The following is an 11,960-nucleotide window of genomic DNA, read 5'->3' as shown; positions in this document are numbered from 1 at the left end:
CCGGGTTTCGCAGGCCGCGGCCACCCTTCCGGCCCGGCCGATCGGCCGTGTCCTGCGGTGCCTTGGGGGAGTTGGGACCATTTCGAGTTCAGCGCCAATCGATGGAACCAGGCGCCTCCGCCGGAAGGTGGAGCGCGCCGACCGCCGCCGCGAGCTTGTCGGCTGGCTCCTGGTTGCCCCGTCACTGCTGTTCATGGCGTTCTTCTTTGCCGTGCCGATCGGGGCGTTCCTGCTGAGATCCGTGGACAACACCGATCTGGTGGGCGCGATGCCCCGGACGATGGCGGAAATCGGGGGCTGGAACGGCCAGGATCTGCCCGACGAGAGCCTGTTCATGGCGCTCGGCGAGGATTTCACCGCGTTGCCCGACATTACCGCCGCAGCCAGCCTCGGCCGGCGGCTGAACCACAACCTGACGGGCTATCGCAGCCTCGTCATGCGGACCTTCACGGGCCTGCGCCGGCACGAGGGACCGCTCGGCCGCGAAGCGCTGATCGCGATCGACAAGCGCTGGTCGGACCCGGCCCATTGGCGCGTGATCCAGCAGGAGCGGAGCTGGCTCACACCGCTCTATCTCCTCGCATCGCTGGACCTCGAACGCGGGCCCGAGGGCATCCGGACGATCCCGCCGGAGCGGCGCCTCTTCGTCGATCTCCTCGTCCGGACGGCCTGGATCAGCATCGCGGTGACCCTGCTCTGCCTCGTGCTCGGCTTTCCGCTGGCCTATGTCATGGCCTCTTCGGGGCCGCGGCTCAGCAGCTGGATGCTGGTGCTGGTGCTGCTGCCGTTCTGGACCTCGCTGCTCGTGCGCACGACAGCCTGGATCGTGCTGCTGCAGCGCAATGGCCTCGTCAACCAGGTTCTGGAACGGCTCGGCCTGATCGATGCACCGCTGACGCTGATCTACAACCGGCTCGGCGTCTATATCGCGATGACCCATGTGCTGCTGCCCTTCCTCGTGCTGCCGCTCTACAGCGTGATGAAGGGCGTCGGCGGCGATCTCACCCGCGCCGCGGCGGGACTGGGCGCGCCGCCATCGACCGTGTTCCGCAGGGTCTATCTGCCTCAGGTCATGCCGGGAATCATCGCGGGATGCTCGCTCGTGTTCGTCCTGGCGCTCGGCTACTATATCACACCGGCGCTGGTCGGCGGGCCGCGTGACCAGATGATCGCCCACTTCATCGCCTATTTCACCTCGACCTCGGTCAACTGGGGCATGGCGGCGTCGCTCGCCGGCATCCTGCTGCTGATGGTGGTGGTGCTTTATGCGGCGCTGGCCCGGCTCGTCGGGCTCGACCGGCTGAAGGCGCGCTGATGGCCGGCGCACCCAACCAGGCCTCGCTTGTCGAGCGTCTCGTCTTTCGCGGCACCCGCATCGCGGCGCTGGTCATCCTGGTCGTGCTCGTCGCGCCGATGATCGTCATCGTGCCGCTCTCGCTGACCTCGGGCACGCTGCTGATCTATCCGCTCCCCGGGCTTTCGGGGCGCTGGTACGAGGAGTTCTTCACCGAACGGCTGTGGGTCCAGGCGACGTGGAACAGCGTGCTGATCGCGGTCCCGACGACGGTGCTGGCGACGACGCTCGGCACCTTCGCCGCGCTCGGGCTGAACCGGCTGCGATCCCGCCTCGTGCCGGCGGTTGCCGTGTTCCTGATCACGCCGCTGATCGTGCCGGTGATCATCTATGCGGTCTCGGCCTTCTACTTCTACTCGCGGCTCGGCATCGTCGGCACCTATCCGGGGCTGATCTTCGGCCATACCGCGCTGGCGATCCCCTTCGTCGTGGTGACGGTCAACGCCACGCTCAAGAACTTCGACGCCAACCTGCTCCGGGCGGCGCTGGTGCTGGGCGCGACGCCACGCCAGGCCTTCGCGAGGGTGACCCTCCCGCTGATCCTTCCGGGGGTGCTGAGCGGCGGCCTGTTCGCCTTCATCACCTCCTTCGACGAACTGATCCTGACACTCTTCGTCGCGTCGCCCGAGCAGCGGACCCTGCCGCGGCAGCTCTGGTCGGGCGTACAGGAGACGATCAACCCCACCATCGCGGCGGCTGCGGTCGTCCTGATGCTGGTCTCGGTTCTGGTGATGCTGCTGGCCGAATGGCTGCGCCGCCAGGGCAGGCGGATACAAGGCAAACAATGAGTGCGGGAAAGCGATCCATGATGTCAGACGATGGCGATGCGCGGACAACCGTGGTGCATGGCGACTGGGTGGTGGCGCATGACGGCGAGGACCACCGGATCATCGAGGATGGCGTCGTCGTCTATCGCGGAGACCGGATCATCCATGTCGGGCGCGACTGGAGCGGCGATGCCGACGGCGTCGTCAGAGGCCGGCGCCGTCTGGTGATCCCGGGCCTGATCAGCACGCATACCCATCTGCGGATCAACGAAGGCTACCGCATGGTGATCGACGGCGGCCGGCGAAACTTCCTGCGCAGCGGCTTCACCAACTATGCCGGGAGCAAGCTCGACGGCGGGCCGACCTTCCTCGCCCCCACCAATCACGAGGAGGCGATACGCTTCTGCCTCTCGACGCATCTCCTCGCCGGCGTGACGACGATCCTCGAGATGGACGACGGCGCGCCGGACGATGGCGAGACGGTTGCCGCGCTGGCTGCGGAATGCGGCATAAGGATGGCATATTCCCCGGCCTTCTCGGCCGCCGGCTACCGATATGCCCCGGACGGGCGCCTGGTTCAGCAATGGGACGAAAAGGCAGGGTTCGAGGGGCTGGAGAAGGCCGTCGGCTTCATAGAGACCCGCTGCGACGCCGACAGCCGCCTGACCGGCATCCTGGTGCTGAACGAATTCTTCGCCAGCACGCCGGAACTTCGCCGCCGCACGCGCGAGGCGGCGACCCGGCTCGGCGTGCCGATCACCACCCATTTCGCCGAGCAGCTCTACGAGTTCCATCACACGCTGCGGGAGACCGGCCTCACGCCCGTCGAGCTGCTGTCGCGCGAGGGTTTCCTCGGGGCCGATGTGATCCTCGGCCACGGGATCTATCTCGGCGGGCACAGCATGACCGCCTATCCGTTTCCCGGCGATCTCGAGACCATCGCCGCATCGGGCGCGAGCGTCGCGCATTCGCCGGTGGCCTATGCCCGCCGGGGTTTCGCGCTCGAAACGTTCAAGCGCTACATCGATCACGGCATCAACATGGCGCTTGGCACCGACACCTTCCCGACCGACGTGATCTCGGAGATGCGCATGGCCGCTCTCGTGGGCAAGCTGCTCGAGCGCAACAACGAGGAGCCGGCGGCGCGCGACGTGTTCCGCGCGGCGACGACCGGCGGCGCCCGGGCGCTCGGGCGCGACGATATCGGCCGGCTGTCCGCCGGCGCCAAGGCAGACATCACCATCGTCGATTTCGACAACCACACGATAGGCCCCGTGATCGACCCGATCCGCGCCCTCGTCTACAGCGGCACCGGCGACATGGTGGACAGGGTCGTGATCGACGGGCGCACCGTGGTCGCCGACAAGCGTCTCCGGCCGTGGGACCAGGCGGCGGTGCTCGATGCCGCATGGGCGAATGCGGAACGGGTCTGGGGCAGCTTCTCCGACTATCACTGGGCCGGCCGGACGGTCGAGGAGGTCTTCCCGCCGAGCTTCGCCGGATGGACGGGGTCCTGACCGTGGCGCAACTCGAGACGGAGGCCCCCCTCGTCAGGTTCCGGGGCGTGCAGAAGAGCTATGATGGCCGGACCCTGGTCGTCCGCAACCTCGACCTCGAGGTCCGTCGAGGCACCTTCCTCACGCTGCTCGGGCCATCCGGCTCCGGCAAGACCACAACGCTGATGATGCTGGCAGGTTTCGAGTCGGTGACGGAGGGAACGATCGAGCTGTCCGGCCGTCCGATCAACGACCTGCCGCCCTACAAGCGCGGCATCGGCATGGTGTTCCAGTCCTACGCGCTGTTTCCGCACATGACGGTGGCGGAGAACGTCGCCTTCCCGCTCGATGTTCGCCACATCCCGCGTGCCGAGAGCCGCGAGCGGGTGGAGAAGGCACTGGCCACGGTCCGCCTCGAGGGGTTCATGGACCGCAGGCCGACGCAGCTCTCGGGGGGGCAGCAGCAGCGCGTGGCGCTCGCGCGTGCGCTGGTCTTCGAGCCGGAGCTGATCCTGCTGGACGAACCGCTCGGGGCGCTCGACCGGCAGCTTCGCGAGCAGATGCAATACGAGCTCAAGCAACTGCACGACAGGCTCGACGTGACCATGATCTACGTGACCCATGACCAGCAGGAAGCGTTGACGATGTCCGACGAGGTCGCCGTGTTCAGCGATGGCGTGATGCAGCAGGTGGCCTCGCCGGGCGAGATCTACGAGCGCCCGCGCAACCTGTTCGTCGCGCAGTTCGTCGGCGAGAACAACCAGCTCGCCGGCCGGGTGATCGGGCGGGACGACCGGCAGGCGCGCATCCGGCTGGAGAGCGGAGACGAGGTGTCCGCCCTGGCGGTCGACGACCTGCGCGAGGGCGACGAGGCAAGGCTGGCGATCCGGCCGGAGCGCATCCTGATCGGGCAGGATGCCGAGGCCTGCGACAACCGCTTCAGCGCGACGCTGAGCGATGTCATCTTCCTTGGCGATCAGTTGCGCGGCCATCTCGCAGCCTTCGGGTCGCAGGAGCTGATCTTCAAGCAGCCGAACTCCGAGAACCGCCCCGACTTCAGGCCGGGGCAGGAGGCCGTCTTCGGCTGGGGATGGCAGAACTGCAGGGCCTTCCGCGCCGGACCCTGACCTCGCGGTTCCTGCCCGCCCCGGCGGGCATCCGGCCTGACCGCATCGTCTGGTCCATTCAGTCCGGGCGGATCGGGTCGCTTGGTCCGATGATGCGCGCGTGCCCTTTTTGCCAGGTGCCGCAGCGGTGCTTCGGGCGACCGCCGGTTGGTGCGAGGGCCAAGGCGGGAACCATCCGCATTCCGGCATACCCGAAAACCCGCCGAGGGGTCCGGTCAACTGAGGGCAACGCCAACAGCTACGGTGTGCGGGCTCTGATCAGATCCGACAGGGTTCCGAGGCGCCGGCAGTAGTCTTCGCTCCAGGGGCATGACAGGTTCAGCCCGATGAAATTGCGAAAGGAGCCGGTCACCGAGAAGAGCGAGCCCGGAGCGATGCTGATCCCCCGGCCCACCGCCTTGAACGCGGCCTCCAGCGAATCGAAGTCAGACGACACCCGCATCCAGCACATGAACCCGCCGGTCGGCTCCGAGATGATGCAATTCCTCGGCATCTCGTTCCGGAGGGTTTCCATGCCGAAACGCATCCGCCGCGTCAGCTCCTCGCGCAGCGTTCTGAGATGTCGATCATAGCTGCGCTTCTGAAAGTAATGGATCAGGGCCGACTGCAGGGCCCCGTCCAGATTGGCAATGTCGTCCAGGAAAAACTGCTCGACCAGCCGGCTGCTGAACCGCTGGTTGATGATCCATGCCATGCCATACCGGGGCCCCAGCGTTTCGGAGAAACTCCCGATCTGTAGGACAAGATCGTCGTGATCGAACTTCTTCAGGCTGGATGCGGGAACGACGCCATGCCCGAGCTCTCCATAGATGTCGTATTCGATGATCGGGATCTCCTGCGCCCCGCACAGCTCGAGTATGCGCATCAGTGCATCATTCGAACAGGTGACGCCGGTCGGAAAGTGATGGACCGGCATCAGGATGCAGGCGGAAATGTCGTTCTGCTGCAGCAGATAGCCAAGCTGATCGGGGTCGAGGCCGGAATCGGGATGCGAGTAGATCTCGATCACGTTGAGCTGCCGCCGACGCAGCGCGCCGAACAGCGGGAAGAAGCCGGGGCTCTCGATGATGACGGTATCGCCGGGGCTCGTGACGACGTCGAGGCACAGGTTCAGGGCGGACTGGGCGCTGCTGGTGACCATCACGTCGTCGGCATGCGCAAACTGACCGCGCATGGCGACCCGTTTCGCGATGATCTTCCGCAGGGCCGATTCTCCCTCGACGGGGCCAACCTCCGACGGACGGTGGTTCTGGTCCCGCAGGGCGCGCAGCATGTGGGTGATCATTTCCTTGCGCGGCAGCAGGTCGTCGCTCAGATGCGTGTGGCCGAAACTGTCGAGACGGTGTTCGTGCCAGGCCCGCTTCAGCCGGTAGAGGCGCTTGAGGGTCGATGCCGGGCGGTCGGGAGACGCCCGGAAATCTTCCTGCCCGTTCGGAAACGGCGCCGCATCATGCTGATCCTCGTTCAGATAATAGCCTGACCGGGGTCGCGCAGTGACAACGCCTTCGCTCTCCAGAATGGCATAGGCGTTCTGGACCGTCACGGCGCTGAAGCCGGTCTGCTTGCTCATTTCCCGGACCGAGGGGAGCCGGTCTCCCGGCTTCAGGATGCCGGACGCGATCCATGTGCGGATCTGGACGAGAATCCTCTCGTATCGGTACAAGCGGGGCCCCCAAAGTCTGTACTGATCCATATTGGATATTTCTGATGCTATCAGTACAGTAGTGTTTTTGCTCTCTTGCGCCTCGGTTGTCAACGAAACCGTCGTCGTCTGACCGCGAACCGGTTTCAGCTAGGGATCGATAATGCAGGCATTCGTGATCATTGGGGGCGGGCTGGCCGGGCACAAGGCGGCGCTGGAGCTCCGGCGCCTGTCGGACGATGCACAGATCACCCTGCTCGGCGAGGAGCCTGGCCTGCCTTACGATCGGCCGCCTCTGACCAAGGATTTCCTCCTGGGCGAGATCGACGAGGCCGGGCTGACGCTCAGCAATGCGGAGAACTACGAGCAGAAGAAGATCGACTTTCGCGCCGGTGTCCGCGCAACCCGCGTGGATCGCGGCGCAAGGATCGTGGCGACGGCGGATGGCGCCACCCTGTCCTATGACAAGCTGTTGCTTGCCACCGGATCGCGGGTCAGGAAGATGCCGCTCGAAGGCGAGCGGGAAAACCTGCATTACATAAGGACATTGGACGACGCGAAGCGGATTCGGAGCGCGCTGGGGCAGGGCGCGCGGGTGACCGTCGTCGGCGGCGGCTTCATCGGGCTCGAGGTGGCAGCGGCGGCACGCTCCCTCGGCTGCGATGTGACCGTGGTCGAGGCGCGCGACCGGCTGTTGTCGCGCGGCATGCCTCGTCTCGTCAGCGACTACATCGAAGGCGTGCATCGTGAGAACGGGGTCGATGTCATGCTGGCATCCGTTCCCGGCTCGATCGTCGCGGAAGGGCCGCGGCAGCTGAGGCTGAACCTGCCGGACGGCAGCCTGGTGTCGGATGTCGTGATCGTCGGGATCGGGATCGTTCCCAATACCGAGCTGGCATCTGAGGCCGGGCTGGAGGTGGAGAACGGCATCGTTGTCGATGCGCAGTGCCGGACCTCCGATCCCGACATCTTCGCAGCCGGCGAGGTGACCCGGCATCCGAGCGGGCCATCCGGGCAGCTGCGGCGGATCGAATCCTGGCGCCACGCCGGCAACCAGGCCGCCATCGCCGCGGCATCCATGCTGGGAGAGGACGTGGCGTTCGACGATCCGCCCTATCTCTGGTCGGATCAGTACGACCTCAACATACAGAGCCTCGGCGATCCGCTGGCGGGCACACGGCAGCTCCTGCACCGGGCGGCGAAGTCCGATGGCTGGACGCTCGTTTCGGTCAATGACGCCATGCAGCCGATGGGTGCGGTCGCGATCAACAATGGCCGCGACATCTCGATGCTGCGCCGGGTCATCCTGAAAGGGGGGCGCCTGCCCGAAAGTTTTGTGGACGAATGCGAAGCGGTGCGGCTGTCTTCGGAAGACGCAGTCGGTTGACCCCCGATGACCGGTGCGCTGGATGGGAATGTTGCTCTGAACCTCGGCGTTCAGGCCTTGACATGCGGATGACAGGAGACGGTTGTGACGGAAGAAAACGGGCAGTGGCATCAGGTCATCGACGTGAACGAACTCGACGATGGGGAGATGATCGGTGTCGAGATCGGCGAGCGTCGGATAGCCATCTACAAGGTGGATGGCGAATTCTATGCCACCGACAATATCTGCACGCACGCCTTTGCGATCTTGTCGGATGGCTGGCTCGACGGCGACGTTGTCGAATGTCCGCTGCATGGCGGGTGTTTCAACGTGTGCACCGGCAAGGCGCTGGGAGACCCGGTCGAAGTGGACCTGCAGACCTACGAGCTTCGGGTCGTCGACGGGATCCTGGAGGTCCTTTGCCCGAAAGAGACCGCGCAGGAAGCCGGCAAGACGAAATGCGCGTGAAGCGGCGGGCAGGCCGCGGCGCATCGGGCGCGCGCGTCGAACCGGCAGACCGCAGCGCAGGTAGCGGCCGGTTCGAGCGAGGCGCATCTGTACCGGCCAGATCGCAACGGACCTGGGTATACTAGTACAAAAAGATTGCGCCCATATTCGGGGCGATGAGGAGAGGAAACGGATGGCATACGATGACAGCTTGGCGGGCCGCGGCGCAGTAGACTGTGATATCCATGCTGTTCTGCCGGGACTGAAGTCCCTGCTGCCCTATTTCGAGCCGCAATGGCGCGATACCATCATGCAGCGCGGCATCCCCGAAATCGACACCAACGCATATCCCAACAACTCGCCGCTGACGATCCGCCCGGAATGGCGGGCCAGCAATGCGCCGTTTCATGCCGTGCCGCTGGAGCAACTCGCGAGCCAGGCCCTGGACGGCACCGATGTCGAGTTCGCGATCTGCAACTGCCTCTATGGCTTCCAGATGCTCAACAGCGAGGACATGGGCCGGGCCTTCGCGCGCTCGATCAACGACTGGATGAAGGCGGAGTGGCTCGACCGCGACCCGCGCCTGCGGGCGTCGATCGCCGTGCCGATGCAGAACCCGGCCATGTCGGTCGAAGAGATCGACCGCTGCGCGCCGGACCGGAGGTTCGTGCAGGTGCTCATGCTGGCCATGGGCGACATGCCGCTTGGCAAGCGCTACTACTGGCCGATCTACGAGGCCGCCGAGCGCCACGGTCTCCCGGTCGCCGTGCATGCAGGCAGCATGTATCGCCACCCGATCACCGGCATCGGCTGGCCGACCTACCACGTTCAGGACTATGCCAGCCAGTCCACCGCAATGCAGACGCAATTGACGAGCCTCATCTGCGAAGGGGTGTTCCAGAAGTTTCCGGACCTGAAGATCGTCATGAGCGAGAGCGGCTTCACCTGGCTGCCGCCCTATCTCTGGCGGCTGGACAAGTACTGGCATGGCCTGCGCATGGAAGTGCCGTGGCTCACGGTTTCCCCCATCGAGGTCGTGCGGTCGAACGTGCGCTTCACGCTGCAGCCGGTGGATGCGCCGCCCGACCCGGCGCAGCTGGAACGGCTGTTCGACCATCTCGATTGCGACGACCTGATCCTCTATTCGACCGACTATCCGCACTGGCAGTTTGACCGCGACCCCATCCCCGAAGGTTTTCCCGCCAGTCTCATCAGCAAGATCAAGATAGACAATCCGCACGCGACCTATCGGCGGCTATCCGAGGGAGGACGGCAATGAACGAGATTCAGAACAACCTCCGCGCCGTGCGCGCCAGGCCGACAAGCAAGCAAAGGGTCGCCGACTGCGACATTCACCCCGCTCCTCGGTCGATGGAGCAGGACATCTATCCGCATCTCGAGAAGCGGTGGCAGTCGCATCTGGCCGAGTACGGCGCGCCGCTCCGCTCCGGTTTCCAGAACGGAACCAACTATCCGAAGGGGCAGCCGCAGGCATCGCGGCGCGATTCCTTCCTGCCCGATGGCGGTTTCCCTGGCAGCGATCTGGCCTTCATGCGAGAGCAGCATCTGGATCCCAACAATGTGGAATTCGGCGTGATGCTGCCCCTGCGCGTCGGCCTCGGATTGCAGAACCAGGAACTGGCCGCTGCGCTGTGCCGTGCCGTGAACGAATGGCAGATCACCGAATGGACCTCGAAGGAACCGCGGCTGAGAGGTTCCGTCATGGTGCCGTACGAAGACCCCGCGGCAAGCGTGCAGGAGATCGAGCGGTGCGCGGGAAAACCCGACTTCGTGCAGGTCGAGGTGCTGAGCCGCTGCGCCGAGCCGCTGGGCAACCGCAAGTACTGGCCGATCTTCGAGGCGGCGCAGGCGGCGGGCCTTCCGGTCGCCGTCCATGCCTTCGGCTATGGCGGCTGGGCGGTCACGGGGGGCGGGTGGCCATCCTACTACATGGAAGACATGGTCGCGCATTCGCAATCCATGCAGTCGCTGGTCTCCAGCGTTGTCTTCGAAGGCGTGTTCGAGCGGTTCCCGCGCACCAGGCTGGTCCTGGTGGAAGGGGGGCTCGCCTGGCTGCCAAGCCTTGCCTGGCGGCTCGACCGGCTGTGGTCCCAGTTGCGCAGTGAAGTCCCGCATGTGAAGCGCCCTCCCTCGGAATACATCCGCGAGCATGTCTGGCTCACGAGCCAGCCGATCGAGGAGCCGGAGGACCGGAGCCATATTGTCGACGTGATGGGCTGGATCGGGTGGGACCGGGTCCTGTTCGCCTCCGACTACCCGCACTGGGATTTCGACGACCCCGCCCATGTACTGCCGGCACCGCTCTCGAAGGAGCAGCGCCAGCAGTTCTTCCTCGAGAACGCCAGGAATCTTTACGGGGTCGGACATGAGTAAGCATGTGGTGGGACGGGCGTCGGAGATCCCGCCGAACGCGCGGAAGCTCGTGTCGGTCAAGGGGCGTCCGATCGTGATCTTCAACCTGGATGGCGAATGGTTCGCCCTCCTGAACCGCTGCCCGCACCAGGGCGGAGACCTCTGCAAGGGACGCCAGGTGGGCCTGATCGAGTCCGAAGTGCCGGGGGAATACCGCTATTCCCGCGAAGGCGAGTTCATACGGTGTCCCTGGCATGGATGGGAATTCGACATTCGCACGGGGAAGTCGAAGTGCCGGCCTGCGGATATCAAGGTCCGGCGCTACGACGTGGAGCGCGCCGCACCGGGGGAGGTTCCGGAGGAGCTGCAGGTCGAGAAATTCGATGTCTCTGTCGAAGACGACTACCTGATCGTGGAAGTATAGAGCCTGTTTCGGAACGCCCGGTAGCGCGCGAAACGCCTCGACATGATCTGATCATGGAGGTCTGGACCGGGGCCTGACTGACTACGGCGAAGTGCTTGAAGTACTTGGTGAGTTGGCGGCTTGTTTGTTTTCTCAGTCTTCTTGTCTGACAAATGGCATAGCAGTTTTGGATGAGTCTTCGGCCTATTTTTCGTTCGCATTCCGGGCCTATCCGGTCACAGATTCGGGACTCCCCGGTCACCCGGGTTCCGGCTGAGGGACGCGTCTCGAGCGATCGTGCAGCGGGGTAGCCTCGTGCTCTTTGGAAGAGAGCGGGGAGCCCGGAATGAGACGATTGGAGGCCTTGAGAAACGTCTCGCATCGAACGGCTTGGCGTGATTCCGTCGCTGTATCGGCGGCGGGAGGGCGGCATGGCGGATCAGCGCGGTTTCTTCGATCTGGATGAGCGGTATGCGGCCCTTTCGAGAGCAGGCGATCCGCTCGAAGGGCTTGCGGCTGTGGTCGACGTCGAGATTTTCAGGGCCGATCTCGACACGGCGCCGAGGCGGTCGGACCGGGCGAAGGGCGGCGTGCCGATGAAGATCACGGCACCAGCAAGTCCTGCGATGACCAGCACCCTTGGACGCATCAGCATGGCTTTCAGCAGCTCGCCGCTGCGCTTGATCAGACGCTTCAGCGTGCCATCCGGCTTTCCGGGCGGCTTGACGCCCAGCACTTTAACCTCAAACTCACCCATGACCTTGATCCTTCTTCACGTATTCTAGGGTCAGCAGCGGCGGTGCTATCGGCGTCGGACCTTCGACCGGGTTGTGCTGCGCCCAGGTCGCCCATGGCTGCACAAACCAGAACGGAAAGCGCTGCGCCCGGATGGGCTTCACCCCGTTCATGTAAGGCGACATGCGAGTGACGAGCTAGGGCGACACCCAGTTTTGCGGGCTGCCGCCTCCGGCACTGCAGCCCGAGA

At 65.0% G+C, this 11,960-nt stretch carries 11 protein-coding genes; 9 read left to right on the top strand and 2 right to left on the bottom strand.

Annotation, left to right across the window (positions count from 1 at the left end; genetic code table 11):
- Window positions 1-127: 127 nt before the first annotated feature.
- The 4 genes from QSJ97_RS20135 to QSJ97_RS20120 are packed head-to-tail and all read left to right on the top strand — an operon-like array spanning window position 128 to window position 4,744.
- Window positions 128-1,315 (top strand): ABC transporter permease, encoded by a 1,188-nt coding sequence (locus QSJ97_RS20135; protein ID WP_285673966.1) that lies wholly within the window; start codon window positions 128-130, stop codon window positions 1,313-1,315.
- Entirely contained in the window at window positions 1,315-2,142 is an 828-nt protein-coding gene (locus tag QSJ97_RS20130; RefSeq protein WP_285673965.1) for an ABC transporter permease, read from the top strand. The genes QSJ97_RS20135 and QSJ97_RS20130 overlap by 1 nt, the downstream gene beginning before the upstream one ends.
- 17 nt (window positions 2,143-2,159) lie before the next feature.
- Entirely contained in the window at window positions 2,160-3,638 is a 1,479-nt protein-coding gene (locus QSJ97_RS20125; RefSeq protein ID WP_285673955.1) for an amidohydrolase family protein, read from the top strand.
- On the top strand, window positions 3,623-4,744 hold the full coding sequence (locus tag QSJ97_RS20120; protein ID WP_285673953.1) for an ABC transporter ATP-binding protein: 1,122 nt from the start codon (window positions 3,623-3,625) through the stop codon (window positions 4,742-4,744). Before QSJ97_RS20125 ends, QSJ97_RS20120 begins: the two co-directional genes overlap by 16 nt.
- A 238-nt stretch (window positions 4,745-4,982) precedes the next feature.
- Here QSJ97_RS20120 and QSJ97_RS20115 read toward each other — a convergent pair whose 3' ends face one another.
- Window positions 4,983-6,407, bottom strand: coding sequence for an aminotransferase-like domain-containing protein (locus tag QSJ97_RS20115; protein WP_285673952.1), 1,425 nt, complete (start codon window positions 6,405-6,407; stop codon window positions 4,983-4,985).
- Window positions 6,408-6,549: 142 nt separating this feature from the next.
- Between QSJ97_RS20115 and QSJ97_RS20110 the strand changes: the two genes are divergently transcribed.
- From QSJ97_RS20110 to QSJ97_RS20090, 5 genes are all read left to right on the top strand, one after another.
- Complete coding sequence (locus QSJ97_RS20110; RefSeq protein WP_285673951.1) at window positions 6,550-7,773, top strand: NAD(P)/FAD-dependent oxidoreductase; 1,224 nt, start codon at window positions 6,550-6,552, stop codon at window positions 7,771-7,773.
- An 84-nt stretch (window positions 7,774-7,857) separates the two neighbouring features.
- Window positions 7,858-8,220 carry a non-heme iron oxygenase ferredoxin subunit gene (locus tag QSJ97_RS20105; RefSeq protein ID WP_285673949.1) on the top strand — a complete coding sequence of 121 codons (363 nt, stop codon included), beginning with the start codon at window positions 7,858-7,860 and terminating at the stop codon, window positions 8,218-8,220.
- 172 nt (window positions 8,221-8,392) lie between these two features.
- On the top strand, window positions 8,393-9,478 hold the full coding sequence (locus tag QSJ97_RS20100) for an amidohydrolase family protein (protein WP_285673947.1): 1,086 nt from the start codon (window positions 8,393-8,395) through the stop codon (window positions 9,476-9,478).
- Window positions 9,475-10,593 carry an amidohydrolase family protein gene (locus QSJ97_RS20095; protein WP_285673946.1) on the top strand — a complete coding sequence of 373 codons (1,119 nt, stop codon included), beginning with the start codon at window positions 9,475-9,477 and terminating at the stop codon, window positions 10,591-10,593. Before QSJ97_RS20100 ends, QSJ97_RS20095 begins: the two co-directional genes overlap by 4 nt.
- Window positions 10,586-10,996, top strand: coding sequence for a Rieske (2Fe-2S) protein (locus QSJ97_RS20090; protein WP_285673944.1), 411 nt, complete (start codon window positions 10,586-10,588; stop codon window positions 10,994-10,996). Before QSJ97_RS20095 ends, QSJ97_RS20090 begins: the two co-directional genes overlap by 8 nt.
- 418 nt (window positions 10,997-11,414) lie before the next feature.
- Here QSJ97_RS20090 and QSJ97_RS25185 read toward each other — a convergent pair whose 3' ends face one another.
- On the bottom strand, window positions 11,415-11,732 hold the full coding sequence (locus tag QSJ97_RS25185; protein ID WP_434220943.1) for a hypothetical protein: 318 nt from the start codon (window positions 11,730-11,732) through the stop codon (window positions 11,415-11,417).
- Between the last annotated feature and the right edge of the window lie 228 nt (window positions 11,733-11,960).

The organism is Paralimibaculum aggregatum, assembly GCF_030270585.1.
Taxonomy (GTDB): domain Bacteria; phylum Pseudomonadota; class Alphaproteobacteria; order Rhodobacterales; family Rhodobacteraceae; genus Thermohalobaculum; species Thermohalobaculum aggregatum.
This window is presented reverse-complemented; position numbering and strand designations above follow the sequence as displayed.